Here is a 25,763-nt window from a genome sequence, read left to right as displayed (position 1 = left end):
TCCTGAATACGCGCTGTCCCGTCCACACCGTCCGACCGGCTGCCCCCCGGCGGCCGGTCGGACGCTGTTGTCTCTGATACACCGCTGCCCCGCCCCGGGTTCCACTCCGGGGCGGGGTTTTTGCCGGCGCACCGCTCAGTGGCTGAGCCGGGCGAACCGCCGGACCGCCAACGGGAAGAACACCGCGAGCAGCACCACCGGCCACACCACCGCCAGCAGCCCTGCGTGCTCCGCCGCCCAGGAGCCGCCCACCGCGCCCGGGTTGCCGAACAGGTCACGTACCGCCGTGGCCGTCGCCGACATCGGGTTCCACTCCACGACCGCGCCCAGCCACCCCGGCATGGACTCCGGCGTCGCGAACGCGTTGGAGAGGAAACCGATCGGCCAGACCAGGATCTGCACCGCCTGCACCATCTCGGGACGGCCCGCCACCATCGCCAGCTGGATACCGAGCCAGAGCATCGCGAACCGGAACAGGAGCAGCAGTCCGACCGCGCCGAGGAAAGCCGCGGGACCGTCGTGCCAGTGCCAGCCGATCGCGTACCCGACGCCGATCAGCACCGCCAGGCTCAGCGCCGACTGGAACATGTCCGCGACGCTCCGCCCCACCAGGACCGCGGACGACGCCATGGGCATCGAGCGGAAGCGGTCGACGACGCCCTTGTTCAGGTCCTGGGTGACGGCGAGCATCGTCGACTCGAGACCGAAGGCCATGGTCAGGGCGAGCATGCCAGGGACGAGGAATTCGACGTACTCCCCCGCGATCCCCCGTCCGCCGCCGATCAGATAGCCGAACATCAGCAGCAGCATCACCGGGAAGACCAGGCCGACGACGACCTGGACCGGCTGCCGCGCCCAGCGGGCGAGTTCGCGCCGGGTCATGGTCCAGGAGTCGGCGAGCGCCCAGCCGAGGCCACCGGTGCCGACCGTGGGCGCCGGCGCCGTACCGTTCACGAGCGTCATGCGGACACCTCTCGCCGCTCGTGACGGGCGGAGCCGTCCCGTTCCTCACCGGTGAGCCGGAGGAACACCTCGTCCAGCGTCGGCCCGCGCAGCGCGATGTCCTCCGCCTCGATCCCCTCCGCGTGCAGCGCCCGTACCGTCTCGGTGAGTGCCGCCATCCGGTCCTTCACCGGCGCGCTGAGCAGCCGCCGGTCCACATCCGTGCTGACGGTGGACGGACCGGCCGCTTCCGCCAGCACCCGCGCCCCGTCCGCCAGCCGGTCCGCGTCGCGCAGGACGACATCGATCCGGTCGCCACCGATCCTGGCCTTGAGCTCGTCCGGCGTGCCCTCCGCGATGACCCGGCCGCTGTCCACCAGCGAGATCCGGCCGGCCAGTTGGTCGGCCTCCTCCAGATACTGCGTCGTCAGCAGTACGGTCGTCCCGCCGCCGACCAGCGAGCGCACCGCGCTCCATACCTCCGCCCGGCCGCGCGGATCGAGCCCGGTGGTCGGCTCGTCCAGGAAGAGCACCTCGGGATCGGTGATCAGGGACGCCGCCAGGTCGAGCCGGCGCCGCATTCCGCCGCTGTACTGCTTCACTGCCTTGCGTCCGGTGTCCAGCAGGCCGAACCGCTCCAGCAGTTCGTCCGCCCGCACCCCCGCCCGCCGCGCGCCGAGGTGGTAGAGCCGTCCGAACATCTCCAGGTTCTGCCGGCCGCTGAGATCCTCGTCGAGCGCCGCGTGCTGGCCCAGCAGCCCGATCCGCCGCCGTACTTCGCCGGCCCGCGTCCGTACGTCGAAGCCGGCCACCCGTACCAGCCCCTCGTCGGGCCGCAGCAGCGTGGTCAGGACCCGCACCGCCGTGGTCTTGCCCGCGCCGTTCGGCCCGAGCACTCCGTGCACCGTGCCGCGTTCCACCGTCAGATCGAACCCGTCCAGGGCCCGCTTCCCGCCGTACCGCTTGCGTACGCCCTCCACCACGATCGCGTCCGTCGCGTCACTCAATGCCTTCTCCTCCGGCCCGCCGACGACCCATGTAGTCAAACTTGACTACATGGCCGGAAGAGTAGCCCCGGCCCCGCGATTGGTCAAACTTGATTAGTAGCGATCTCCATCATCGGGAATCCCTGTCGCGTACGGGTTCTCCTCGCCCTCGGCGAGCACCCCCACGAAGGGCTCGCCCTCCCCGGAGAAGGTGTACGCCCCACCCTCGATCCGCTTGATCAGGCCCCGCGTCCACTCCGCCCCCGCGTCCGCCGAGTGGACCCACAGGTTCATGATCTCGCCGATGTGGCCGAGCTGCTCCGGGCCCTCTTCCGGTACGTAGTGCTCGGTGACCGAGGCCCGCCAGGCCTCGATCGTGCGCACCCGCTCCTTGAGCAGGTCCACGGCCTCGGCGCGCGGCAGGTCGACGATGAAGCCGAGCGCCGCCGAGAGCACGTCCATCTTCTGGTCGTACGCGGTCAGCGACCCACGCAGCAGTTTGAAGTACTCCTCGCGGCCCGCGTCCGTGATCTCGTACTCGGTCCGCGGCGGCCCGCCCGCCGTGCTCGGCGCGACCTCGTGCGCCAGCAGCACGCCCTGCTTCGCCATCTGCTTCAGGGCGTGATAGATCGAGCCGGGCTTGGCGTGGGACCACTCGTGGGCGCCCCAGTACTCCAGGTCGTTGCGGACCTGGTAGCCGTGGGCCCGCCCGTGCTGGCGGACCGCGCCGAGCACGAGCAAACGGATCGCTGACATTGCTCCAGGTTAGGACCCCCGCAGCGCGGTCTCAGCTCCGGTGTGGCCTCAGGCCCGGTGTAGTCCCGGGCCCGGTGTGGTCTCAGCCCCGGTCGTCGCCGAATCAGCGGCGACAGGGCCTCAGAAGCGGAACTCCGTACGGCCGTGCTGCACCGAGATCCACTTCTGCGTCGTGAACGCCTCCACCGTCGAGTCGCCGTTGAGCCGGCCGACGCCCGAGAACTTCTCCCCGCCGAACGCCACCAGCGGCTCGTCCTGCACGGTCGAGTCGTTGACGTGCATCATGCCGGTGACGATCTGCTTGGCGAACGCGACGCCCCGCTCCACATTCGACGTGTGCACGGCGCCGCTCAGCCCGTACGGCGTGTTGTTCGTGAGCCGTACCGCCTCTTCCTCCCCGTCGAAGGGGATCAGCAGCACCACCGGCCCGAAGATCTCCTGCTGCATCAGCGGCGAGTCCTCCGACAGCCCCGACAGTACCGTCGGCTCCACGAGATTGCCGCGGGTACGGCCCCGTACGAGCGCGGTCGCGCCCTCCGCGAGCGCCTGGTCCACCAGCGCCGACAGGGCGTCCGCCTGGAAGGTGTTGATGACGGGGCCGATCTGGGTCTCCGGATCGCGCGGGTCGCCGGTCCTGAGGGCCGCCACCTTCGCCACGAACTTCTCGGTGAACTCCCGCTCGATGCTGCGGTCCACCAGGATCCGGTTGGCGGCCATACAGACCTGGCCCTGATAGACGAACCGGCTGGCCACCGCCGCGTCCACCGCGTAGTCGATCCCCGCCTCGTCGAGATCGTCGAGGACGACCAGGGCGCTGTTGCCGCTCAGTTCGAGTATGGCCCGCTTGAAATTTCTGCCCGCGACCGCGCCGACATGGCGGCCGACCCGGTCGGAGCCCGCGAACGAGATCACCTTCGGGACCGGGTGCTCGATCAGCGCGTCGCCGATCTCCGCGACGTCCGTCACCAGAACGTTGAGCAGTCCGGCCGGCAGCTCCGCGTCCTCGAAGATCTTGGCTATGAGCCCGCCGCCGACGACGGGCGCGTTCTGGTTGGGCTTGACCACGACGGCATTGCCGAGCGCCAGCGCGGGCGCCACCGACTTGATCGTCACCAGGAAGGGGTAGTTGAATGGACTGATCACGCCGATGACGCCGACCGGCAGTCGGTAGACGCGGTTCTCCCTGCCATCCACCGGGGAGGGCAGGATCCGGCCTTCGGGGCGGACCGCCAGCTGTATCGCCTCGCGCAGGAACTCCTGCGCGGCCCGGACCTCGTACACCGCTTTGAGCCGCGTACCACCCAGCTCGTCGATGATCGCCTCGACGATGTCGTCCTTGCGCTCCTCGACCAGCCTGAGCACGCGCTCGAAGACCAGCCTGCGGGTGTACGGATTCGTCTCGGCCCAGGTCCGCTGGGCACGCTCGGCCGCGCGGTACGCCTCGTCGACCTCCGCGGCCGTGGCGATCGTGATGGCGGCGAGCTTCTCCCCGTTGTACGGGTTGAAGTCGATGATGTCCCACGAGCCGCTGCCGGTCCGCCACTCGCCATCGATGTACTGGTGGGCCAGGTCGGTGAAGTAGGACATGCGATCCCTTACTGCAGGTGCAAACTCCTGATGTGTTGTCATCGTACTGATGCCTCAGATCAGTTGGAGCAGTCCACGGAGGACATCTCGGCTCTCCTCCGGTCCCGGGCTGTCCTCCTGTAGTCGCGCCATCACCCGTTCGTACTGAGCGACCTCCTCGCGCTTGTCCAGATACAGCGCACTGGTCAGCTGCTCCAGATAGACGACGTCGGAGAGATCCGACTCGGGGAAGCTCAGCATGGTGAAGGCGCCGCTCTCGCCGGCATGGCCGCCGAAGCTGAACGGCATCACCTGGAGCGTGATGTTCGGCTGCTCCGAGATCTCGATCAGATGCCTCAACTGGCCCTGCATCACCGAGCGCTCGCCGTACGGGCGGCGCAGCGCCGCCTCGTCGAGGATCGCGTGGAAGCGGGGCGCCCGCTCGGACACGAGGACCTTCTGCCGCTCCAGCCGGAGGGCGACACGGCGGTCGACCTCGGAGTGGTGCGCGTCCGGAATGCCCCGGGTGACGACGGCGTGTGCGTACGCCTCGGTCTGCAACAGACCGTGCACGAACTGCACTTCGTAGATACGGATCAGCGAGGCGGCGCCTTCGAGACCGATGTAGGTCTGGAACCAGCCGGGCAGCACATCGCCGTAGCTGTGCCACCAACCCGCGACATTGGCCTCACGGGCGAGGCCGAGAAGGGCCCCGCGTTCGCCTTCGTCGGCGACACCGTAGAGGGTCAGCAGGTCCTCGATGTCTCTGGCCTTGAAGCTCACCCGTCCCAACTCCATACGGCTGATCTTGGACTCGGATGCGCGGATCGAGTAGCCGGCGGCTTCGCGTGTGATGCCGCGCGTCTCGCGCAGCCGCCTCAGCTGTGAGCCCAGCAGGATGCGCCGCACCACGGAACCGCCCGATTCGGCTGCGGTCACGTCTCCAACCCTCCCCATCACATGTGGTTTTCCAGGAGCACCCCCGAACCCCAAGTGCCGGATTCTGCCACCAAAACGCTTCAGCCCGTACTCATTCGATTACGGAAATAAGAAGGCTTTGCGGAGAGGGCGAAACTGGTCACAGGGAGAAATAGGAGGGAATCAGCATAGGACGGGACAGGACTGGCACGTGCACGTGCATCTGCCCTTGCATCTGCCGTACGCATTCGGAACCATGGTCCCCGCGCACCTGCGTGCTCGTTCGTGATTGACGTGTTGTGACGCTGGACCACCGCAGTATCGCTACGGCCGCGAATCCCGGGAGTGCCTCGCATGGGGACGAATGGATCGACCATGCTCGAGCCGTTAAGGCAGGGGCTTCCCCCCATCGATCCCGCAGGGGCCGCCAGCTCGGCGTCGTGCGCGTTGCCTCCCCGATACGAGGCGGTGCGCGGGGCACGCCAGTTCACCCGGACCACGCTGGGACAATGGGAGCTGAGCGACCGCTTCGACGATGTCGCGCTGGTCGTCTCCGAACTCGTCACCAACGCGCTGCGGCATGCCCTGCCCGCCGACACGCCGCGGGAGCCGCAGGACCATCCCGTACGGCTGCATCTGATGCGGTGGACGTCGCGACTGGTGTGCGCGGTACGGGATCCCAGCCATGCGAGCCCTGAGGCGCGGGAGAAGGACGAGAACTGCGCGGCGGAGTCCGGCCGCGGGCTGTTCCTGGTGGACTCGTTCAGCGACACCTGGGGCTGGCACCCGCTGGCGGGGTCGCTGAACGGCAAAGTGGTCTGGGCGCTGTTCCAGTTGCCGGGTGACTGATTCTCGCCGTTACCGGTCAGTGCCGAGCGGCGAGGGCGCCGATTGGTGTGTACCTAACCGGCCATGAGCTCGTGGAGATTGGCCGGAACTGATGGGTGCGGTGGGGTCGGTCCGGCGGCCGACCCCCTACTGAGGCCGAGCGAGGCGGCTGAATCTGTTCGCTCGGCGCTCAGCCGCCTGCCGTCAGATGATCGAACTCCCCGTCCTTGACGCCCAGCAGCAGGGCCTCTATCTCGGCGGGGGTGTACACCAGCGCGGGTCCGTCGGGGTGGCGTGAGTTCCGTACCGCCACCTCCCCGCCCGGCAGCTTGGCGAACTCCACGCAGGATCCCTGGGAGTTGCTGTGCCTGCTCTTCTGCCAGACAACTCCGTGAAGCTCTGTGGCCGTTATGCCGTTGTACACGTGGTGCACAGGTCGCTCCCCGAGTTGCAAGGTGCAGGTGTCAACTTTCCCGGATCATAGCTGTGTTTCACGTGCTGATGCATGAGCATATGCACGTGCACGCGGGGTGTTCCCTTGGTTACAGACGCTCAACTGGACCCGGCCGAACGGGTCGACTCCCCCTCGCTACAGGAAGAGACGCATTCCGCGGCCATCTGGCTCCACAGTGTCCAAGAATTGGTCCAGTCCTCCACAACGGGGGCCTGCTCTTGATCGTCTCGACCGACGCGACCGACTCGGTCTCCGTGGCCGGCGGTCCCCACGGCGGGTGGGCATCAGGCCTCCAGGAGGGAGTCGAAGGCGGGCGGAAGGCGCTTCCATGCCAGGCGGCCCGCGGCGTACTCGGCGTCGGTCAGCAGACAGGAGTCGAGCAGCCGCTCGATCTGCTCCCGGTCGAGGCCCGGCGAGGTGAAGACCAGGTGCTGGCAGCGGTCGCCGTGTTCCGGGTGCCAGTCCAGGGCGACGGCGACCCGGCGCAGCGGCGGGACCGTCTCCCAGGCGGCGTCCGGCATCGATGCCAGCCATGGTCCCGCGCTCTCCACGCTGAGCGCGCCGCCGGCCGCGTCCCAGGCCAGCAGGGTGTCGGGACGGTCGGCGAGCCAGAATCGGCCGCGGCTGCGGGCCGCCGCGCAGGTCAGCTCCTCCAGCGCGCGATAGAGCCGCTCGGGATGGAAGGGACGGGCGCGGTGCCAGACGTACGTACCGACTCCGCATGCGTCCGCCTCCTGCGGCAGCAGGGCGCAGGCCGGGTGCTGACGGGCGGCGGCCGCGTCGACGTCGAAGCCGGCGAGCGCGGCGGCGGCCAGTTCCCCGGCGGACGCCGCGCCGCCGTCGATCCGTACCTGCCGTGCGGTCGGGTGCAGCTGGGCCAGCAGGGCGCGGTCCTCGTCGTCCGCGAGCGGGCTGTCGGCCACGGCGAGCACCGGCGCGTACTCCAGCTGCCGCGCCCAGGTGTCGGCGATCGTCCGCCGGTCGGAGGCGGCGGCCGCGAGCCCGGCGGCGGACAGGTCGTCACCGTTGCCGAGGTACGGCAGCAGCAGCGCCGGGTCGACGGCGGTCAGCACCGATGTGACGACGAGCCGCTCGCCGTGCGCCGCGACGGCCTCGGCCACCGCCCGGGGTTCGACCGAGTCCCACAGCTCGACGATCGCGAGCCGGGTCGGTCCGCCGTCCGCGAGCCGTTCCAGCTCGGGTACGAGGTCTTCGCGCAGCGCGCAGCAGGCGCAGTCGTTGACCAGCGGCGCCTCGCCACGGGAGAGCGGTCCGGTGGCGTCGCGGACCGTGCGTACGACGGTGCCGCGCCCGGCCGTCGACAGGTCGTGGTGGAGCGCGACGCTGCCGGGCACGGTGGCGAGCAGCCGCCGCACGGCAGCCTGGCGGGCGTCGGCGTGCAGCCCGCAGACGATCGCGACGGCGAGCCTGCCGTCGGTGTCGTGCGAGTCGTCCGGGCCGGCCATCAACGGGCCTCGGGCCGGCGGCCGTAGCGGCGCTCGAAGCGCTCCACGCGGCCGGCGGTGTCCAGGACGCGGGCGGTGCCCGTATAGAAGGGGTGACTCGCCGAGGAGATCTCCACGTCGATGACGGGATAGGTGGCGCCGTCCTCCCACTCGATCGTCTTCACGCCGGTGGCGGTCGAGCGAGTCAGGAACGCGAAGCCGGCGGCCTTGTCGCGGAAGACGACGGGCTGGTACGCGGGGTGGATCGAGGGCTTCATCTCGGTTCTCTCTGTCCTCTTCTGTTCTGGTCTGCTCTTGTCTGTTCTTCTCTTCCGCCGGTCAGCGCTCTTCGCGGAAGCCGACGTGCCGGCCGACGACCGGGTCGTACTTGCGCAGCGTCATGCGGTCGGGGTCGTTCCGGCGGTTCTTGCGGGTCACGTACGTGTAGCCGGTCCCCGCCGTGGACCGGAGCTTGATGATCGGGCGTAGTTCGTTACGGGCCATGGGGTTAGTATATGGAAATGGTTTCCATTTCCAAAAAGAGTGTGATCTTGTCCGCCCACTGCCAACTGACCGGCGCCGTCGCCCGGATCCGTGCGCGGGGGGTGAAGGTCTGATGGCCAAGAAGAGCAAGATTGTCCGCAATGAGCGGCGCAAGGAGATCGTCGAGCGGTACGCGGTGCGCCGCGCCGAACTGAAGGAGCTCCTGCGCCGCCCCGGCACCCCCGAAGATCAAAGAATCGCGGCGCGGGAGGAGTTGCGACGTCAGCCTCGCGACGCGAGCGCCACGCGCGTGAGGAACCGGGACAGCGTGGACGGACGGCCGCGCGGACACCTCAGGAAGTTCGGGTTGTCGAGGGTCCGGCTGCGCGAGCAGGCCCATGCCGGATTCCTTCCCGGGGTGCGCAAGTCCTCCTGGTAGCTTGGCGCGGTCCGGCAACCGACCAGGGGGACTTGACCGTGCACAAGCTCATACGAACCAGCGTCGCCGCGGCCGGGCTGGCCGCCGCACTCGTCCTCACGGGCTGTGGCGGCGACAGCGACAGCGGTAGCGACTCGGGCAAGGACAAGGGCGGCGCTGCCGCGTCGAGCGCAACGGACAGCGGTGACGCGGGTTCCGGTTCGGACGCCAGTTCGGACGCCGGCTCCGGCGGGGACGCGTCGGGCGGCAGCATCGAGGGCACGTGGGCCGGGCTGTCCGACGGGAAGGCCGTCGCGCTGTCCGTCAAGGCCGGCAAGGTGGCTCTCGTCGCCGACCAGCATGTCTGCCAGGGCACGGTCGAGGACATGGGCGAGCCGATGCTCTCCCTCAAGTGCGCCGACGGCAACACCGACCGCACCATGGGGACGATCGAGTCGAACGACGGCAAGACCCTGGTGATCTCCTGGGACGCGGGCAAGAAGGACACGTTGGCGAAGGCCGAGGACGGCAAGCTGCCCGGCGGGCTGCCGACGAGCCTTCCGACGTCTTGATGATGCCCCGATGACGTCCTGACAGGCCGGACGGGCCCGGCCCTGATGCTCAGCGCGCGGGGCGGATCCGGCCCCGGCGGTCCCGCGCGCCCCCACCGCCGGGCACGTGCGCCGCGTCCGCCGCCGAGGTGCCATGGGTCCAGCCCTCGGCGTCCGTCACCCCGCGCACTCTTGTCGCCACCGTCTCGGGGAACATCCGGTCCGCACGGTCCGCCACCGCCACGTCCCGCGCCGCGAGGACGGGCAACAGGCCTCCGCCGTTCGCCGCCGCGTCCGCCTGCCCTGTCGCTTGTTCCGTCGCCATCGCCAGGCGTTCGCCGATGCGGTGGGCGTACGCCATCAGGAACGACTGGCGGAAGGTCTTTGTCCGCTTGCGCCCCGCCGCTCGCTGCGCGGCCTCCGCGCGGGTCATCGCCGCCGTGCCCTGCACCAGCAGGGAGGTGTGGAGCAGGTCGACCGCCTCCAGATCGGGTTCGAAGCCGACGACCGTCGAGAAGCCGTACGCGCTGTTCCACACCGCGCGGCAGCGGTTCGCGGACGCGACGGCATCGAGCAGCATCGCCTTCGCCGTCTCGTACGGAGCATCCACCCCGATCCGGCACGCGCCGGGCACATCGCCCCGGTGGGTCCGGTCGGCGAGCAGCGCCTCGTCGATGCTGTGCCGCGCCATCAGCTCCTGCGCCTTGGCGGTGAGCGCCTCCGCCTCCTGCGGATAACCGGTCGCTTCCGCCTTGGCGAGGAGCGCCCGGATCCGGGTGAGCATGCGCGGCTCGCCGTCCGCGGGGGGCAGATGTACGGGCGTACCGGGCACCGGCCCCACCGGCTCGATCGCGGGCAGCCGGACCAGGAGCAGATACAGCTCCAGTACGGCGGTGGCGTACGAGAAGCGGTCGGCCCGGTAGGGCTTCGGCTCTGACTTCGGCTTCGGCTCCGCATCCGGCTCCGGGTCGAGCTCCGCGAGCTGGGCGGCCCAGCGGGGCGTCAGCCGCTCGTACCGCCGCGCCTCCGCCGTGATCAGCTCGGCGACGAGCCGCACGTGCGGCTCGTCGAGGTCCCGGCGGACGAGGCGTACGACATCGGCCGGCTGCCAGCCGCGCTCCCAGGCGAGCCGTACGAACTGCTCGCCGCGCCGTCGCAGTTCTCCATCGGCCGTCGGATCGGCGGCGAGCAGGGAGGCACCTGTGTCGAGCCCTTCGCTGCTGGTCGTGGAAAGCACGGCGGCGAGGGCCCGCTCGACGGTACGCGCGCCGGAGTCCGTGGCGCCCGCGTCACTCATGCCGCAGCCCGCGTGTGCTCTATGACCATGCCTGTGCCTCCTCGGACCTGCTCCCCGGCGCGTCCTCGATGGTCGCAGGTCCGTACGGGAGGTCCGCACCGTCCCCGAGGGGTGGCCGCCCATTCACTGTCCACAGGCTGTGGACAGTGGACTTACCGTTGCTGTCGTTGGCGGAAGAGACGGAAGGACATCCATGGGCGAGAACAAACGGCGCATGCTGGCCGGCGAGTGGTACCTCCCGGACGACGAGGAACTGGGCACGGACACCGAGCGCCGGATCGCGCTCTGTGCGGCGTACAACGCGGACGGCGGCGCCGCGCCGGCCGACCGCGCGAAGATCCTGGCAGAGCTGCTCGGGTCGGTCGGTGAGGACGTCCGCATCCGCGCGCCGTTCCTCTGCGACTACGGCAGCTACATCAGCATCGGCGCCCGTACCTTCATCAACTTCAACGCGGTCTTCCTCGACGCGGCGCCGATCACCATCGGTTCCGACGTCCAGATCGGCCCGAACGTCCAGCTCCTCACCCCCGCCCACGAACTCGACACGGAACGCCGTCGCGCGGGCTGGGAGAAGGCCCTCCCGGTGACGATCGGCGACAACGTCTGGCTGGGCGGCGGGGTGATCGTCTGTCCCGGAGTGACGATCGGCGAGAACACCGTGGTGGGCGCGGGTTCGGTTGTGACGAAGGACCTGCCGGCGGGCGTACTGGCGGTGGGAAACCCCGCGCGGGTGATCCGCGAGCTGGCGGGCTGAGGGCGTCACCGCCCCCAGGAGGGCCGCATCAAGGGGTGATCACCACGTCGAGGCGTGATCACGCATCTAGGGTGACCGCCGTATCAAGGGGTGATCACCAGCTTTCCACTCGCGTGGCCGCCCTCGCTCGCCTCCTGCGCCTTCGCCGCGTCTGCGAGCGGGAACGTCCGCGCGACCCGCAGCCGCAGCGCGCCCTCCCCCGCCAGACGGACGTTCTCGGCCAGACCGGAGCGCTTCCCGTCCGACGCGCCGCCGCCCGAGAAGGTCACCCCGTACTCCGCGGCCTTCGGGTCGGCGATGGTGACGATCCGGTCGGTCGTACCGCCGCGCAGCTCGATCGAGTCGGGCAGCGCGCCCTTGCCCGCCACGTCGAAGACCGCGTCCACGCCCTGGGGCGCGGCCGCGCGGACGCGTTCGACGAGACCGTCTCCGTACGCCACGGGGATCGCGCCCAGCGAGCGCACGTACTCGTGGTTGGCCGGGGACGCCGTGCCGATCACGGTCGCGCCGCGGGCCACCGCGAGCTGGGTGGCGACCGAACCGACCGCGCCCGCCGCGCCGTGCACCAGCAGGGTCTCGCCGTCCCGCAGACCGAGCAGGTCGAGCACCCGCCGGGACGTCTCTCCCGCGACCGGGATCGCCGCCGCCTCCGCCCACCCGAGGGCGGCCGGCTTGCGTACGAGCGTCTCGGCCAGGGCGTACTGGGCGTAGGCACCGGTCGCGGTCCAGCCCAGAACGTCGTCGCCGACGGAAACGTCCGTGACTCCCTCACCGATCTCGTCGACGACCCCGGCGAACTCCAGACCGGGCACGGCGGGCAGTGGCGTGGGGAACGCCTGCTCCATCCATCCGTGACGGATCTTGTAGTCCATCGGATTGACGCCCGCCGCCCGTACTGCCACCCGGACCTCACCGGGGCCCGCGTGTGGTTCCTCGACGTCCTTGACGTGCAGCACGTCGGCCGCGCCGAACTCCTCGAAAACGATGCCTTGCATGTCAGCCTCCATACGGTGCACAGGGGGACAGGCCGGGGCTCCGGCCGGAACTCCGTTCCTGGCTCTGGTTTCGATCCTCCCGGTGCCGGGCCCGGCCCGCCTTTCGAACGCGCCGCCACCTGTGCTCAGCGGTGGCGAGCGGCGCGTGCCGGGCCGTTGTCAGACCCCCCTGCCAGACTCACCACCATGACCGAACGATGGGCTCTGGCCCCGGCGGACGGCGGCGGCGCGCTGCTGGCTCCGCTGGGCGCGGACGGGCGCCCGGCCGGGCCCGTGCTGCGGGAGCCCGATCTCGTCGGGGCGGTCAGGGCGCGGCTGCCGGACGTCGCGCGGTGGGTGTGGCGCTCCACCGCCGAGCTGTATCCGCGACTGCTCGCGGCGGGGGTGCGGATCGAGCGGTGCTACGACATCGAGGTCGCGGAGCTGCTGCTGCTCGGCCACGAAGGCCGGCTCGGGGAGCCCCGGTCGGCCGCCGCGGCCCTGGCCCGGCTGCGGAACGCGCCGGTGCCGCCCGATCCGCCACCACGGTCGGCGGCGCCGGGCTCGCAGTCCTCGCTGTTCGAGCCGCAGGCGGGGGCGGACGTGCCGTTCGAAGGGCTGCTGGAGGTGTACGCGCGGCAGCAGCGTCGGCATGCGTCCGCCGAGCACCCCGGACGGATGCGGCTGCTCACCGCGTCCGAATCGGCGGGAATGCTGGTGGCCGCCGAGATGCACCGCGCCGGGCTGCCGTGGCGCGCGGATGTGCACCGGGAGGTGCTGCGTGAACTGCTCGGCGAGCGGTACGCGGGCGGGGGCGAACCGCGACGGCTGGCCGAGCTGGCGGACGAGGTGTCGGAGGCGTTCGGGCGACGGGTGGGTGAAATCGACCCGGCGCTGGGAGCTGGCGGAGATCGGCCATCCGGCGGTGGAGCCGCTGATCGCGTACAAGAAGCTGTACCGGATCTGGACGGCGCACGGCTGGAGCTGGCTCCAGGACTGGGTGCGGGAGGGGCGGTTCCGGCCGGAGTACCAGCCGGGCGGTACGGTCTCCGGGCGCTGGACGACCAACGGCGGCGGCGCCCTGCAGATCCCCCGGGTGATACGGCGGGCGGTCGTCGCCGACGAGGGCTGGCGGCTGGTGGTGGCGGACGCCGATCAGATGGAGCCCCGGGTGCTGGCCGCGATCTCCCGTGACCCCGGGCTGATGGAAGTGGCCGGACACGACGGCGATCTGTACACGGCGCTGTCCGACCGGGCGTTCTCCGGTGACCGCGACCACGCGAAGATCGCGCTGCTGGGGGCGATCTACGGTCAGACGTCCGGCGACGGGCTGAAGAATCTGGCGGCGCTGCGCCGGAGATTCCCGCTGGCCGTCGCGTATGTGGACGACGCCGCACGGGCGGGCGAGGAGGGCAGGCTCGTACGGACGTGGCTGGGGCGCACCAGTCCGCGGGCGGCCGGGGCCGAGGACGACGGCGAGCCCGGGATTCCGCAGGAGTCGCCGGCCGGGACGGATCAGGCAATGGACGGATCGTCCACCTCCGGCGGTGAGTTCACCCCTGGCTACGCGTCGTCGAACGACCGAGCCCGCGGCCGTTTCACGCGGAACTTCGTCGTCCAGGGCAGCGCGGCCGACTGGGCCCTGGTGATGCTGGCCGCGCTGCGGCAGGCGACCGCGGGGATGCGGGCGGAGCTGGTCTTCTTCCAGCACGACGAGGTGATCGTGCACTGTCCCGAGCGCGAGACCGAGGACGTGACGAAGGCGATCCGCGCGGCAGGGGAGCTGGCCGGGCGGATCACTTTCGGGGAGACACCGGTGCGGTTTCCTTTCACGACGGCGACGGTGGAGCGGTACTCCGACGCGAAGTGACGACGGCCCCCGCCGGCCGGGCCGGACTACGAGCAGGGCGGCTTCGAACAGGACGACTACGAACAGGGGAGCTTCGAGCAGGACGGCTATGAGTAGGACAGCCACCGCTCGCTGGTCGCGATCGAGGTGAGCTGCTCCATGGTCAGCGCGGGGGTTTCGCGGGTGGCCGCGCCGTGCTGTGTAACGGAGTTGAAGGCGGAGATCACGACACGCAGTCCGTCCGGCCGCACGGTGTCGACGGTCCACATCACCACGCCCTTACCGCCCTTCTCGCCCGGCCCCTTCTCCGTTTTCAGCTTCGTACGGTCCGGCAGGGTGGTGGTGTCCTCCCCGAAGATCACATCGGCGGACATACCGGGCTGCACATTGATCTGGACGAGGCTCCGGCCGCGGCCGTCGTCCACCACGACGTACGCGTACTCCTCCTGGTAGCCCTCACCGCTCACCTTCAGTCCGGAGGGGAGCAGAGAGACCAACGCGTTGCGGACATCCCAGCCGCTCACGATGCCCGCACCGCCGCCCTCCTTTCCGGTGCGGTCCTCTCCGGGCGGGGTCGTCGGCATCTGGCTCAGCGGCCTGCGCCACGCGTCCGACGTCACCAGCTCTTTCAACTGCTGCGGATCCAGCGGCGGATCGGTACGGGACGGCGTGCTGCCCCTCACCATCGGGGCGTTGTACACATGGGCGTCGATCAGGAACCCGTCGGCCGTGGACAGCACGGCCCGCCGGCTCCTGGTGTCCTGGGGTCGGCCCGGGTACTCGTACCCCTGGTAGATCATGAGCCGTGAGCCGTCGGCCAGCGTGCTGCCGGTGCAGCTCTCGTAGGCGACGAGGGCCTTGTCAGGACAGGTCACCTGACCGGTCGCCTCCGCGCCGCTCACGCGGAACAGACCGACCGACACGGCGGCTCTGCCCATCCCGTCGTCGATGACCCCCGACACGCTCGGGCCGCCCCGTTCATGGGTTCCGCGTGCCTGAGTGTCGATCAGCTCTCCGACGGGGACCAACCGCTCCAGAATCCCGATCATGTCCTTGTCCGTGACGACGCCGTCCGCGCCACCGGTGACCGACCGCGTGGGCGCGGCCACCGACGATTCGCCGTCGCCCGAAGCACCCAGCAGTCCGCCGCCGTACGCACCGCCGATCCCCACGGCGGCCAGGGCGAGCACGCTCCCCGTCACCGCTGCGGCACGCCGCCGGGCCAGCCGACGGCGGCCGCGCGCCACTGCGCCGTCCACCAGTTCGCCCCGGTCCATGGGTTCGAAGAGGTCCCCGGTGCGGCGCAGCACCTCGCCGAGTTCGTCCTCGAAGGGCTCTTCGCCTGGCTTGTCCAGGAGCATGTTTACCTCACTTTCTGATCATTTATCGGACAGAATTGATCTGATGGCTCCGCCTCGCGGCCTCAGCGCACGACCTCGACGCACGACCTCAGCCCAGGCTTCAGCGGCCGGCGAACTCGGCGAACTGGCCCCCCAGTTGCGCGCGCAGCTTCGCGAGCGCCCGCACCGACCTGGTACGTACGGCGGCGGAACTGACGTTCATCGCATCGGCGGTCTCCTCGATGCTGCGGTCCTCCCAGTACCGCAGCACCACCACCGCCCGGTCCTTGGGCGCCAGCTGCCCGAGCGCATCGAGAAGCGCGATGCGCAGGGCGGGATCGTCGCCCGAGTACGGGGCCGAATCGGGAAGTTCCCCGAGGGGCCGTTCGGTGGCGGAGCGCCGCCGCTGATGGGTGAGAAAGGTGCGGACCAGCACGGTCTGGGCGTACCCCGCGGGGTTCCCGATCCGGGAGACGCGTCCCCACAGCGCGTACATCCGGCCGAGCGTCTCCTGCACCAGGTCCTCGGCGAGATGGATATCGCCGCTGGTCAGCAGGCAAGCGGAGCGGAAGAGATGGTTCGTACGGCCAACCGCGAACTCCCTGAAGTCATCCGCTCTGGATGCTCGCGACCCCTCCCTGCCCGTACGCCCCATCAGACCCATGCGCGCCATGGTTTCCCCGTCCGCCCCGCCCGCCGGCTCCTCACCCCTACACCCCACTGACGCGCTGGGCGGGCGGAAATGTTTCAGTCGGCTTTATTTGATCTTCGAGGCGATGGTCCTGACGAACTCGGGGAGCACGTTGTCCCGCCAGGTCCACGGGGCCGGCGCCTCCTCACCGTCGAACGCCACGGTGGTCTGCCCGCCCACGGTGAACAACAGCGGCCCCTTGTGGCAGATCCAGCTCCCCTCGGCCGTCCCGGCGACAACACACCGATCCGCTCCCATCGCCCCCTTCCTGGGGTCGCCACCCGATGCGAAGCGCTCGTAGTAACGGGCGATCAGCTCAGGATCGGCCACGGCCTCGATGCGCAACCAGAACTGGGTGGCGGGGTTCTTCTCGCCCGGCAGCCGCATGCTGTAGAGGCACTGGCCGGCCTCGGATCTGTCGCTCTCCCGCCACGAGGAGTCCGCGCCGAACTCCTTGATCGAAGGGGTGTAGATCCGGCGGCGCTCCTCGGTGATGTCCTTGGCGCCGGGGAAGATCGCCTCGATCTCCTCCCGGCTCACAAGCGAGCACGCGTCCGGCCACCGGTTCGCCGACAGGACGGCGCCACCCGTGAGCGCGGGAAGCTCGGCGGTCGCACCTTTCGGCACGGCCCTGCCCACCGAGGCATCCCCCTCGGACGAGGCGTGGCTACTGATCAGCACCGTCACCAGGACGACGTTGGTGATCAGCAGGATGCCCGCCAGCGTGAGCGCCTTGGATCTGTTCTTCCGCATGGCGGCCAATTCTTCCCGATCACACCCTCCGACCAGGTCCGGCGCGTCGCCGAAGTACCGGGGGCCTCGGTTTTCGACCTTGATCTCCGGGCGGGGAAGTCGGGCGGATGATGTGGCCCATGAGCGGCGGACATTGCCGTACCCGTGCCAAACTATGAATGCGACGGGGCAACCACCGGCGGCTCCGGCATTCTCCGCGAACATGGCGTGCCGGGAACGGGTACGGGGGTGCCGTCGTTTTGTCATTGTTTTCGGAGGGGATCTTCACTCCGCACACACTTCTGGACGAACGCGCGATCGATATTCTCTCGGCGGCAACCCAGCGCTGCTCGGGGACGGTCCGTCCGAGTGACATCCTTTACACCGCAATCGACTCCGGTGACCAGGGAGTTCTGTCGGTACTCGCGCTCACGCTCGCCGAAGGTGCCCAGCCGCGGCATCTGCTGGAAACCATCGCGGTGTACAACCCGGGGAGCCAGGACGGGCAGTATTTCGATTTCGACGGAAGGCGTGAGCGCTTCACAGCGGAGACGCTGGCCGCCCTCGACCGCTTCGCCGCGGAGTTCGCCCAGGACCAGGACCGGCTGCGCCCGGTCTGCCTCGAACTGCTCGTCGCCTGTGTCCTGGACCATCCCGACCCCGGTGACCGGCAGTTCCTGCGGATTCTCGACACGGCGGCCGCCGCGCGGACCCTGCGGGACCAGGTGCGCGTCAGCACCGAGCCGCCGCCCGCCCTGCTGGACGACACCGGTCGGCTGCGCTCCGAGGAGTTCTCGGCGGACGCCTGGGCGGTTCTGGAGCAGGCGGCGGGGCGCGCGGGTGAGCTGGGGTACGACCGCCTGCTGCCACCGCACTGTTTCCTCGCCCTGCTCGGCGAGACGGAAGGGCTGACCGAGCGGCTCGTCCGGCTCCAGATCCCGCCGCAGCTGGGTCTGGCGAAGGTCGCGGAGATGCTGAGCGGCGCTTTCCGGCTGTCGCCGCACGGAAAGGACGCGCCGCCGCTGCACCGTGACGGCCTGGGAGAGCCGCTGCTCGCCCTGCTCCAGCGGGCCCAGCGGGCCGCCGTGGTCTGGGGTGCCGAGCTGGTCGACACCCCGCATCTGCTCGATGCCCTGCTGGAGGATCCACCGCCGAGGCTGGCGTCGGTGTTCCAGGCGGAGCCGCTCCGGGTGGACCTCGCCCGCATGCGTGAGCTGCTCGCCCAGGCCGTCAGAGAGGCGCGCACCGCGGGACCGCGCGAGGTCTCCTTCCGGTTACCACCGGAATCACCGCCCGCCGAGGACCTCACCTGGCTGGCGCGTACCCAGGGGATCGCACCCGCCCGGCACCTGGAGCGCTACTTCGACGCCCTGGGCCGGGCCCTGCACCGTACGACCGACAACCATGTGCTGATCACCGGGCCCGCCGGGGTCGGCACCACCAGCCTGGTGCGTGAACTGGCCAGGCGCGCCGCGGCTGGAGAGCTGCCCTTCCTGCGCCGCAAGCGCCTGCTGCGCGTCGACTGCCGTGACGTACCGGACTCCGAGAGCGGTGCCAAACTCGCCAGGATCGTCGGCCATGTCGCCGGGCGTACCGATCTCATCGTGTGCCTGGACGGGCTCGGAGCCATGCTCCGCGGCCCCCGGGGCACCGACCACGTACAGGCCCTGCGCAGCGCGCTGAAGGAGCGCCGGATCCACCTCATCGGGGTGCTGTCCGACCAGGAGTACGACGACCTGCTGGCCGCCGACCATGCCCTGCGCGAACTCACCACCCGTATCGAGATGACCGAGCCGGACCGCGCCTCCGCGCGGGACATGGTCCGTCAGGCGGCGGACGCGCTGGAAGCGGAGTTCAGTACCGAGGTCGACGACCGGGCCGTCGACCGGGCGGTCGTGATGTCCGGGGACTACATCCTCAACCAGCGGCTGCCGCTCGCCGCCGTCAAGGTGCTCCGCCGGGCCTGCGAGGACCTGGACTACCGCCGTACGCAGCTCGGCGACGCCCGAGCCGTCGTGAGTACCGAGGACGTGGTGCGGGTCATCGCCGAGGTGTCGGGCGTGCCCGCCGCGCAGATCGCCGGCACGGGCGGCGAGCGGACCGACTACGAACAGGCCCTGGGCGGCTCCGTCTTCGGTCAGCGGGACGCGGTCGAGGTCGTCGCGAGCGAGCTGCGCCGCATCAAGTCGGGCCTGTCCGGGGCGAGCGGCGGCCCCGCCTCGGTGATGCTCTTCGCCGGGCTGACCGGGACGGGCAAGACCGAGCTGGCGAAGACCGTCGCGGGTTTCTACTCCTCCTCCAAACGCCTGCAGACCTACCCCATGGAGAACTTCTCCGAGGCGCACAGCGTGTCGGGCATCATCGGCTCGCCGCCGGGATACATCGGCTTCGAGCGCGGCGGCCGCCTCATCAACGAGCTGAACGCGGACCCGTACTGCGTCTTCCTGCTCGACGAGGCGGAAAAGGCACACCCCGAGGTCTGGCGGCCCTTCCTCAACCTCTTCGACGAGGGCTGGATCGTCGACCAGCGTGGCGTCAAGGCCCACGGCGACCGGGCGATATTCATCCTCACCAGCAACGCGGGCCAGGAGATCATTTCCCGGATGACCCGGGAGGGCCGGTCCGACGAGGCGATCGTCGCCCGGGTGAAAGAGGAATTGCTCCAGATCGGGAACCGTGCGCGGAGCGGGCCTGTCTTCTCTCCCGAGTTCGTGGCGCGCATCCGCCGGATCATCGTGTTCCGCCCGCTGGATCTGGACGCGATGACCGGAATCTGCCGAAAGCTGGTCGACCGGCAGTGCGAATTCTGGCTGGACAAAAGGGAAAAGGAGCTGATCGTCCCCGAGGCGCTGATCCATTACGCCGCCGGGCGCGGACATCTGCTGAACGAGAAGTCGGGCGGCAAAGAGGGCGGTCGCATCATCGCGAAAATCCTGTCGGACCTGATCGAGAATCCCATCCTTCTCGAACAGGAGCGCCGGGAGGAGGAGTTCCGGAAGTGCGCCCGCATCGAACTCAACTTCCACCGCGTCGGGCCCGGCGAACCCCGGACGGACGTCCGCTTCCGCCCCGCTCCTGACACGAAGACGGCAGAGGAGGCAGGACCGGGCCATGAGTGACGACGGAGCCGGGACCGACCTGCGGGCGTTCGAGGGCCGGGTGATCAACGACCGCTATCTGCTCACCAAGTGGATCGGTGGCGGTGCCTTCGGCGCGGTCTTCCTCAGCGAGCAGCGCATCCTCGGCCGCCCCGTCCGGCGGGTCGCCTGCAAGATCTCCAAGGAGACGGGGATGACCGAGGCGGACGCCCAGGAGCGGTTCGCCGACATCCTGCGGCTGGCCGAGGCGATGGACGGGATGACCGACGCCGAGGCACGCCGCCACCTCGTCCATGTGTACGACGGCGGGCTGGCCCAGGACGCCGGCGGCCGGGCCTTCCTGGTGATGGAGTACGTACAGGGCACCACGCTCGCCGCCCAGTTCGAGACCTTGAAGACGGTCCCCGCCAAGCTGCTGTTCGGCTGGGCGCGGCAGATCTGCGTGGCGCTGCGCGGACTGCACGCCCTGGACCAGCCGTTGCTGCACCGGGACCTCAAGCCGGACAACGTCCTGCTGGGCTCGGACCTGACCGTACGGCTGATCGACTTCGGCCTCGCCGCCAGGCTGCTGGCGTCCGGGACCGTACCCGGAGTCGCCGGCACGCTGACGTACATGGCCCCCGAGACCTCCCAGGGCCAGAGCATGCCCGCCTCCGATCTGTACTCGCTGGGGGTGCTGATGTACGAGGGGCTGACCGGGCGGCTTCCCTTCGCGCACCTCATACCGCCGCCCGGCCTGCCCGACACGCTGCACGGCGACTGGCTGTACCAGCAGAAGAAGGAGGGCCGCGCGGCCGCCCCGCCGTCACGGCTGAACAACACGGTGACGCGAGAGACCGATGCCGTCGTCCTGCGCTGCCTGGAGTTCGAGCCCGCGAGGCGCTTCCGCAGCGCGGCGGAACTGCTGGACGCGCTGGCCGGGGCCGAGAGCGGGGCCCACCGCCCGCCGCCCGGCGAACGCGCGCTGGAGCAGGCCCGCAAGCAGGCCGCCGCCGGCGATCCGGCCGGCGCGTGCCACACCCTGCGAAAGTGCCTGGACTCCGGCTCGGGGGATCTCCCGGCCGCCGACCGGCTGGCGCTGCTGAACGAACTCGCCCGCCTGCTCGACGCGCAGGGCGACCCGGCCACCTCGGCGCGGTGCCTCGCCGAGGCCTGGCAGCTGGTGCGCAACAGCGCCCTCCTGCGGACCCGGAAGGAGCGTTGCGCCCTGCTGTCGCGTGCGGCCGACGCCTACCGGCGGGCCGGGAACGCCTTCCAGGCAACCCACTTCGAAGATCTCCTGCGCCGCGAGAGGGACAGGGGGTGAGCACCGCGGTATGAGTCCGCCCTCATCCATCGGCGACCTCCTCACCTCCTCGGGGCGGCTGCGCAGGCAGTGGATCGCGGCCGTCGAAGACCCTGACCCGCAGAGCGGCCTGGCGCGGCTGCGCGAGGTCTGCGCGCGGATGGAGAAGCGCCCCGAGACGACCGCTCCGATATGGACCGACTTCTTACGGTCCGTGGTCGGCCGGCCGTTCCGGCCGCTGCTCACCGACGCCGATTTCGAAGCGCTGGAGAGGATCGGCCTGCGTGTCGCGGAGACCGGTGACATCCCTCTCGATCAGGCGGTCCGGCCGCTGGTCAAGGCGCGCCTCGGGCGAGGCGAGGGGCAGCAGGCCAACGAGCTGCTGACCCGGCTGTACTGGAAGGTGCCGGAGCAGGATCCGGTCAGGGCCGCACTGGCGGACGACCTGGCCCGGTCCGGCCAGCGGGACGACGCCCTGCTGACCATCTATGCGGACCTTCTGGGCAGGCCCGGGCCACGGCCCCCGGCGGTCGTCGCGCTGGCCGCCGATGTGCTGCGGGTGGACTTCTCCTCGGACCCGGCACAGCTGCGTGCGGCGGACAAGCTGGCGGCGACCGGGCTCCCGGGAGCGGACCGCGCGGCCGGGCTCTACCGGTTGTCGGTCACCGCGGAACTCGACACGGCCCGGGACCGCTTCCGTGCGGCCTGCACGGCGGACCCCCGTGACGGGACCGCACTCCTCGGGTTCCTGGCCACGTATGTACGGGCCGGTCAGGCCTCGAGCATCCCCGAGTGGGCGTTCGACGCGGCCCATGAAGCAGCGGCCGACGTCGCCGCGATGGGCGAACTCGGCAGGGTACTGGCCTGGTTCGACTCCGACACCGACACACCTCCCCCGGCCGCCCACCGGCTGACCGCGGTCGACCTGACCCGCGAGGCGGGCCTCTGGTCCGCCTACGCCCGCGGCCGCCTGCACCTCCTGGACGGTGACGCCGCGCGGGCCCGCGACCTCCTCGTACCCCTGGCGAAGAGCGACTCCTCCTTCCCGCAGTGGCGTTACCACGCCGCCTGGTCGCAGCTTCTGTGCGGCAGCCGCACCAAACTCCGGCTGCGCATCGGCACGATGACCCGGCACTCGGACGACTGGGCGCTCGCCTGCCTCCTGCTGGACGCCGAGCCGGACGCGGTGCCCGGCACCGACGCGGAACACGCGGCAGCGGCGCCCCCGCCCGGCTACGAGCGGATCGCGCAGGTCCGCCGTGACCTGGCTGCGGGCAGGCGGCCGCCCGGCGCCGCGGACCGGCCCCCGCCCGGCCTGCCGGTGGCAGGCGGCGGCGCACCGGAGTGCCTGGAGGGGTTGCGTACGGCGCTGGGCGAAGCGTACGGCCGGGCGAGCGCGGCAGAGATGGCGGCGCTGCTGAGGGAGCCGCTGTACCGGCGGCTGCCGCGGGCCGACCGGTTGTTGTGGTCCGGGCTGCTGGCGCTGCGCGAGGAGCCGGAGGAGGGGCGGCGACTGCTCGGGGCGGCCCTGGCGCTCGGGCACGAGCGGGCGGCGCTGGTGCTGGCCGCGCACCACCTGGAGAGGCGCCGTCCGGCCAGGGCGCACCGGCTGCTCGCCGGGCGGAGCGGCGCGAAGGCAGAGGTGCTGAGCGTATGGGCCGAGGCAGCCGGGGGCGGGTCGGACGAGGCGATCGAGGACCGGCTGGAGCGGCTGGCGGCCTGTGAACTGCCGCAGGTGCCGTACGTACTCGGCGCGGTCTGGCTGCACCAACTGGCCGGGGAGGGCGCGACCTTGGATCCCGAGGACGCCCCGTACCACGCACGGCGGGCGGCCAGGGATCTCCACAGAGCCGTCGCTGCCGGGCCGGGCGCCGTACCCCCGGACGCCTCTGTACTGCTGCGGGCCGCCAAGACGGTCGCCCACGGGACCGCCCCCGGGCCGGGCAACGGGCCGGCCGGGCTGTCGCCCTCCGTACGGGAGCACCCCTGGGCGGAATGGGTCTTGGGACTCGTACTGCTGGCCGAGGATCCGGAAGCCGCCGACCCGGAGCTCTGCGGCCGGCTGGCCGCCCTGGTCGAGGAAGCCGACGAGCCGCCCCCGCACGCCGTGACCGGCCTGGCCGCCGCGCTCGCCCGTGCGGGCATGCTCAGCAAGGACCCTTACCGCCGGGACGCCCTCGCCCGGCTGGTGCGCGGTCTCGCGGACCGGCACGCCTTGCCGGAGGTGCACGCGCTGGCCGGTCGAGTCACGGCTGCGGCGATGGCACTGCCGGCCGTCGGACGCCCACCGCTCCAGGCAGCGCGGCCGTCCGGCGTCATACAGCCGGTGCCGGCGCTGGCCGCCGCCGTGCGTCACCTCTCGCGGGGCGACCGGGTCGCCGCCGTACGGCAGTTGAGGGCCGCCCCGGCGGACAGCGCCGTGTGCGCCGTGCTCGCCGACGTCCTGGACGGCCGCCCGCCCGGAGTGCCTGTGCCCGATGGGACCGGGGAGCAGGCCGCGCTGGTCCGGGTCGTCCATGCGGCGGGGCTCGTCGAGAGCGATCCGCGGCGGTGCCTGGAGCTGCTCTCCGCAGCGGCGGCCGACTGCGATCTGGCCGCCGTCACCGACATCGCCCGGCTGCTCCCCGCGCTTCTCGCGCGCGGCGGCGGCAAGCCCGGCAGCAACGGCAGGTCCGCCAACTCCGGTGGCGCCAAACGCCGTCCCGGCGAAGCCCACCCGCTGGCCGTCGTCATCAGGCGGCTGACCGACGACGGTGCGCCCGGATTCGACCCGGCGATCCTGGCAGGCTGCGCGACCGCCGTCGGTGACTACGAGCTGGCGGAAGAGCAGTGGATGCTCGCGTACTACGCGGCGGACCAGGAGGGGCGCGACTCCGGCGCCGTCCGTGCGCAGTACGCCCGGTTGCTCTACTACAAGGCCGTGACCGCCCGTCACGCGGAGGATCCGCTGCGGGGCGCGAAGCTGCTGCGCCAGGCCGCCGACCTGCAACCGGCGGCGGGGCCCGCGCTGAAACGCGTCCCGTCCCGTGGCAGAGCCGAATCGCTCGCGCGCGGCCTGGAACTCGACGTCTACGTCAGCCGCCTGCTGGACCAGCTCTTCCCCGGCGCCGAGCAGGAGCAGGTCCCCTGGGAGCGGCCCGGCCGTTACGCGGCCCTGGAGGCGGCCATCATGGCCGACCGGGGGCTGTTCCGCGTCCTGCGGGCCGACAAGGCCGGCAGGGTCGAGCGGAGCTGGGCGGACTGCCTGAAGACCCTGGAGTACGACGTACGGCTCCACCACACCCTCGCCCTGCTGTACCGAAGCATGGCGCTCAGCGGGCCCGCGCCCACCGCGCGGGCGGGCGGGCACCTCGCCCGCGCGACCGTGCTGTGGACCCTGCTGCTGGCCTCAGGGGGATTCTGGGAGCAGCACGGCGAGGTGCCCGCCGGGCCCGAAGCGGAGACGCGGCTGCGCGACACCGTCTGCCGGGAACTGTTCGGCATGCACCGCAAGCTCGGCGCCGAGGCCCTCCAGGCAGGGGAGCGGGACACCGCCCGGCTGCACCTGCTGGTGCTGGAGGCGGCCCGTAAAGGGGAGTCCGCCGTCCGCGGCCTCCTGCGGGACTTCGGCATCCCGTGGTCTCCCCCGGCCGACGCGCGACGCTGGGCCGAGATCTCCGCTCTGGCCGGTTCGGTCACCGACGCGTGGTGCGCCGAGGTCATCGAGACCGCCGAGAAGGCGGTCAAGGACCCGGCCGCCATCGCGAAACTGGCCGAGGGAATCGACAAGGACTACGAATCCGGCATTCGCAAGCTGGAACCGCTGATCGGTCTCGATATTCCGCTGCCCCGCCTTCTGCAGACCGGACTCGACTGGTACAACGGGCTGCAGTCCTGCCTTTACCAAATGCGCAGGACCGAGGAACTGCGGAAAGTGGTCGGAAGAGCGCGCACATTCGCCGACGCGCTCGTCCCGCTCTGCACTCCGGGCAAGGGACATCTCCCGGGCAACCGCGCGCTCGGCGAGCATTTCGTGGACCGCGGACTGTTCGTCGCGCAGGACAACCGCGCCGCCGTCGTCTTGTACGAGGCGGCGCAGAAGTGGGATCCCGGCAACGTCAACGCCGCCCAACTGCTCGCCCAGACCAGGTACGGCGCCCAACTGGACCGTGTCGTCGCCGCGCTGGAGGCGAAGGACTATCCCCGCGCGCTGACCGCGGCGAGGGAGGCGTACGAATCGGCCGGCAACGACGCGGACCGTTCGGTGGCCCTGACCTACCAGGCCATGAGTCACAACAGCCCCGAAAAGCTGCCCGAGGCCCTTTCGTTGTTGAAACGGGCCATGACTCTCAATCCCTCCAACGATACGGCCCTCTCGCTCTACAACCTCTTACGCTACAAACAGTGAACGGAGACT

General features: G+C 70.7%; 21 protein-coding genes and 1 pseudogene. 8 read left to right on the top strand and 14 right to left on the bottom strand.

Features of this window, described 5'->3' with window-relative positions; translation table 11 throughout:
* Nucleotides 1-135: 135 nt before the first annotated feature.
* The 5 genes from ACZ6MZ_RS03615 to ACZ6MZ_RS03595 all read right to left on the bottom strand — a co-directional run bounded on the left by ACZ6MZ_RS03615 (nt 136) and on the right by ACZ6MZ_RS03595 (nt 5,207).
* Nucleotides 136-963 carry an ABC transporter permease gene (locus ACZ6MZ_RS03615; RefSeq protein ID WP_469349570.1) on the bottom strand — a complete coding sequence of 276 codons (828 nt, stop codon included), beginning with the start codon at nt 961-963 and terminating at the stop codon, nt 136-138.
* Complete coding sequence (locus ACZ6MZ_RS03610) at nt 960-1,949, bottom strand: ATP-binding cassette domain-containing protein (RefSeq protein ID WP_389782977.1); 990 nt, start codon at nt 1,947-1,949, stop codon at nt 960-962. The genes ACZ6MZ_RS03615 and ACZ6MZ_RS03610 overlap by 4 nt, the downstream gene beginning before the upstream one ends.
* 93 nt (nt 1,950-2,042) lie before the next feature.
* Complete coding sequence (locus ACZ6MZ_RS03605) at nt 2,043-2,684, bottom strand: PadR family transcriptional regulator (protein ID WP_384332397.1); 642 nt, start codon at nt 2,682-2,684, stop codon at nt 2,043-2,045.
* Between the two features lie 120 nt (nt 2,685-2,804).
* A complete protein-coding gene (locus ACZ6MZ_RS03600; protein WP_469349567.1) occupies nt 2,805-4,271 on the bottom strand; it encodes an aldehyde dehydrogenase family protein in 1,467 nt (488 codons plus the stop codon).
* A 54-nt stretch (nt 4,272-4,325) separates the two neighbouring features.
* Nucleotides 4,326-5,207: a helix-turn-helix domain-containing protein gene (locus ACZ6MZ_RS03595; RefSeq protein WP_384179715.1), complete on the bottom strand. Its 882-nt coding sequence runs from the start codon at nt 5,205-5,207 to the stop codon at nt 4,326-4,328.
* A 315-nt stretch (nt 5,208-5,522) separates the two neighbouring features.
* Here ACZ6MZ_RS03595 and ACZ6MZ_RS03590 point away from each other — a divergent pair, with 315 nt between their 5' ends.
* The gene (locus ACZ6MZ_RS03590; protein WP_384179713.1) at nt 5,523-6,017 is read left to right on the top strand and encodes an ATP-binding protein; all 495 of its coding nucleotides are present in this window, start codon (nt 5,523-5,525) and stop codon (nt 6,015-6,017) included.
* 169 nt (nt 6,018-6,186) lie between these two features.
* Here the strand turns inward: ACZ6MZ_RS03590 and ACZ6MZ_RS03585 are convergent, their stop codons facing one another.
* From ACZ6MZ_RS03585 to rpmG, 4 genes are all read right to left on the bottom strand, one after another.
* The gene (locus ACZ6MZ_RS03585) at nt 6,187-6,429 is read right to left on the bottom strand and encodes a DUF397 domain-containing protein (RefSeq protein WP_384179711.1); all 243 of its coding nucleotides are present in this window, start codon (nt 6,427-6,429) and stop codon (nt 6,187-6,189) included.
* Nucleotides 6,430-6,734: 305 nt separating this feature from the next.
* Nucleotides 6,735-7,916: a CobW family GTP-binding protein gene (locus ACZ6MZ_RS03580; protein ID WP_469349565.1), complete on the bottom strand. Its 1,182-nt coding sequence runs from the start codon at nt 7,914-7,916 to the stop codon at nt 6,735-6,737.
* Nucleotides 7,916-8,173 carry a type B 50S ribosomal protein L31 gene (locus ACZ6MZ_RS03575; protein ID WP_384332409.1) on the bottom strand — a complete coding sequence of 86 codons (258 nt, stop codon included), beginning with the start codon at nt 8,171-8,173 and terminating at the stop codon, nt 7,916-7,918. Before ACZ6MZ_RS03575 ends, ACZ6MZ_RS03580 begins: the two co-directional genes overlap by 1 nt.
* A 61-nt stretch (nt 8,174-8,234) precedes the next feature.
* The gene (gene rpmG / locus ACZ6MZ_RS03570; protein WP_384179705.1) at nt 8,235-8,399 is read right to left on the bottom strand and encodes a 50S ribosomal protein L33; all 165 of its coding nucleotides are present in this window, start codon (nt 8,397-8,399) and stop codon (nt 8,235-8,237) included.
* Between the two features lie 112 nt (nt 8,400-8,511).
* Between rpmG and rpsN the strand changes: the two genes are divergently transcribed.
* Nucleotides 8,512-8,817 carry a 30S ribosomal protein S14 gene (rpsN, locus tag ACZ6MZ_RS03565; protein ID WP_384332418.1) on the top strand — a complete coding sequence of 102 codons (306 nt, stop codon included), beginning with the start codon at nt 8,512-8,514 and terminating at the stop codon, nt 8,815-8,817.
* 38 nt (nt 8,818-8,855) lie between these two features.
* Nucleotides 8,856-9,368, top strand: a complete 513-nt coding sequence (locus tag ACZ6MZ_RS03560) for a hypothetical protein (protein ID WP_469349563.1) — start codon at nt 8,856-8,858, stop codon at nt 9,366-9,368.
* A gap of 49 nt (nt 9,369-9,417) precedes the next feature.
* On the opposite strand, the gene ACZ6MZ_RS03555 is transcribed toward ACZ6MZ_RS03560, so the two are convergent.
* Nucleotides 9,418-10,644, bottom strand: a complete 1,227-nt coding sequence (locus ACZ6MZ_RS03555) for a DUF2786 domain-containing protein (protein WP_469349561.1) — start codon at nt 10,642-10,644, stop codon at nt 9,418-9,420.
* 193 nt (nt 10,645-10,837) lie between these two features.
* On the opposite strand from ACZ6MZ_RS03555, the gene ACZ6MZ_RS03550 reads away from it, so the two are divergent.
* Nucleotides 10,838-11,398 carry a sugar O-acetyltransferase gene (locus tag ACZ6MZ_RS03550; protein WP_469349559.1) on the top strand — a complete coding sequence of 187 codons (561 nt, stop codon included), beginning with the start codon at nt 10,838-10,840 and terminating at the stop codon, nt 11,396-11,398.
* A gap of 83 nt (nt 11,399-11,481) precedes the next feature.
* On the opposite strand, the gene ACZ6MZ_RS03545 is transcribed toward ACZ6MZ_RS03550, so the two are convergent.
* A complete protein-coding gene (locus tag ACZ6MZ_RS03545) occupies nt 11,482-12,393 on the bottom strand; it encodes an NADP-dependent oxidoreductase (protein WP_469349557.1) in 912 nt (303 codons plus the stop codon).
* A 186-nt stretch (nt 12,394-12,579) separates the two neighbouring features.
* Here ACZ6MZ_RS03545 and ACZ6MZ_RS03540 point away from each other — a divergent pair.
* Nucleotides 12,580-14,242, top strand: a pseudogene (locus tag ACZ6MZ_RS03540) (bifunctional 3'-5' exonuclease/DNA polymerase).
* A gap of 86 nt (nt 14,243-14,328) precedes the next feature.
* Here the strand turns inward: ACZ6MZ_RS03540 and ACZ6MZ_RS03535 are convergent.
* The 3 genes from ACZ6MZ_RS03535 to ACZ6MZ_RS03525 form a co-directional block, all read right to left on the bottom strand.
* Entirely contained in the window at nt 14,329-15,582 is a 1,254-nt protein-coding gene (locus ACZ6MZ_RS03535) for a hypothetical protein (protein ID WP_469349555.1), read from the bottom strand.
* 100 nt (nt 15,583-15,682) lie between these two features.
* On the bottom strand, nt 15,683-16,225 hold the full coding sequence (locus ACZ6MZ_RS03530) for a SigE family RNA polymerase sigma factor (protein WP_469349554.1): 543 nt from the start codon (nt 16,223-16,225) through the stop codon (nt 15,683-15,685).
* 93 nt (nt 16,226-16,318) lie between these two features.
* On the bottom strand, nt 16,319-17,005 hold the full coding sequence (locus ACZ6MZ_RS03525; protein ID WP_389783006.1) for a hypothetical protein: 687 nt from the start codon (nt 17,003-17,005) through the stop codon (nt 16,319-16,321).
* Between the two features lie 239 nt (nt 17,006-17,244).
* Between ACZ6MZ_RS03525 and ACZ6MZ_RS03520 the strand changes: the two genes are divergently transcribed.
* From ACZ6MZ_RS03520 to ACZ6MZ_RS03510, 3 genes are read left to right on the top strand one after another with little or no spacing between them, the layout of a single operon-like run.
* Complete coding sequence (locus ACZ6MZ_RS03520) at nt 17,245-20,103, top strand: AAA family ATPase (protein WP_469349552.1); 2,859 nt, start codon at nt 17,245-17,247, stop codon at nt 20,101-20,103.
* Entirely contained in the window at nt 20,096-21,388 is a 1,293-nt protein-coding gene (locus tag ACZ6MZ_RS03515; RefSeq protein WP_469349551.1) for a serine/threonine-protein kinase, read from the top strand. The genes ACZ6MZ_RS03520 and ACZ6MZ_RS03515 overlap by 8 nt, the downstream gene beginning before the upstream one ends.
* Nucleotides 21,389-21,398: 10 nt before the next feature.
* Nucleotides 21,399-25,754 carry a hypothetical protein gene (locus tag ACZ6MZ_RS03510; RefSeq protein ID WP_469349550.1) on the top strand — a complete coding sequence of 1,452 codons (4,356 nt, stop codon included), beginning with the start codon at nt 21,399-21,401 and terminating at the stop codon, nt 25,752-25,754.
* Nucleotides 25,755-25,763: the final 9 nt, after the last annotated feature.

The sequence above is a fragment of the Streptomyces sp. NPDC042201 genome (assembly GCF_055582185.1).
Note: the sequence above shows the minus strand (reverse complement) of the source record. Positions and strands in the feature narration are given on the sequence as shown.

Excerpts from the sequence above, each read along its gene's own strand:
- ACZ6MZ_RS03510 (WP_469349550.1), top strand. The coding sequence starts at position 21,399 with ATGAGTCCGCCCTCATCCATCGGCGACCTCCTCACCTCCTCGGGGCGG.
- ACZ6MZ_RS03515 (WP_469349551.1), top strand. The coding sequence starts at position 20,096 with ATGAGTGACGACGGAGCCGGGACCGACCTGCGGGCGTTCGAGGGCCGG.
- ACZ6MZ_RS03555 (WP_469349561.1), bottom strand. The coding sequence starts at position 10,644 with ATGAGTGACGCGGGCGCCACGGACTCCGGCGCGCGTACCGTCGAGCGG.
- ACZ6MZ_RS03600 (WP_469349567.1), bottom strand. The coding sequence starts at position 4,271 with ATGTCCTACTTCACCGACCTGGCCCACCAGTACATCGATGGCGAGTGG.
- ACZ6MZ_RS03535 (WP_469349555.1), bottom strand. The coding sequence starts at position 15,582 with ATGCTCCTGGACAAGCCAGGCGAAGAGCCCTTCGAGGACGAACTCGGC.
- rpsN (WP_384332418.1), top strand. The coding sequence starts at position 8,512 with ATGGCCAAGAAGAGCAAGATTGTCCGCAATGAGCGGCGCAAGGAGATC.
- ACZ6MZ_RS03590 (WP_384179713.1), top strand. The coding sequence starts at position 5,523 with ATGGGGACGAATGGATCGACCATGCTCGAGCCGTTAAGGCAGGGGCTT.
- ACZ6MZ_RS03595 (WP_384179715.1), bottom strand. The coding sequence starts at position 5,207 with ATGGGGAGGGTTGGAGACGTGACCGCAGCCGAATCGGGCGGTTCCGTG.
- rpmG (WP_384179705.1), bottom strand. The coding sequence starts at position 8,399 with ATGGCCCGTAACGAACTACGCCCGATCATCAAGCTCCGGTCCACGGCG.
- ACZ6MZ_RS03605 (WP_384332397.1), bottom strand. The coding sequence starts at position 2,684 with ATGTCAGCGATCCGTTTGCTCGTGCTCGGCGCGGTCCGCCAGCACGGG.
- ACZ6MZ_RS03545 (WP_469349557.1), bottom strand. The coding sequence starts at position 12,393 with ATGCAAGGCATCGTTTTCGAGGAGTTCGGCGCGGCCGACGTGCTGCAC.
- ACZ6MZ_RS03580 (WP_469349565.1), bottom strand. The coding sequence starts at position 7,916 with ATGGCCGGCCCGGACGACTCGCACGACACCGACGGCAGGCTCGCCGTC.
- ACZ6MZ_RS03615 (WP_469349570.1), bottom strand. The coding sequence starts at position 963 with ATGACGCTCGTGAACGGTACGGCGCCGGCGCCCACGGTCGGCACCGGT.
- ACZ6MZ_RS03575 (WP_384332409.1), bottom strand. The coding sequence starts at position 8,173 with ATGAAGCCCTCGATCCACCCCGCGTACCAGCCCGTCGTCTTCCGCGAC.
- ACZ6MZ_RS03530 (WP_469349554.1), bottom strand. The coding sequence starts at position 16,225 with ATGGGTCTGATGGGGCGTACGGGCAGGGAGGGGTCGCGAGCATCCAGA.
- ACZ6MZ_RS03550 (WP_469349559.1), top strand. The coding sequence starts at position 10,838 with ATGGGCGAGAACAAACGGCGCATGCTGGCCGGCGAGTGGTACCTCCCG.
- ACZ6MZ_RS03525 (WP_389783006.1), bottom strand. The coding sequence starts at position 17,005 with ATGCGGAAGAACAGATCCAAGGCGCTCACGCTGGCGGGCATCCTGCTG.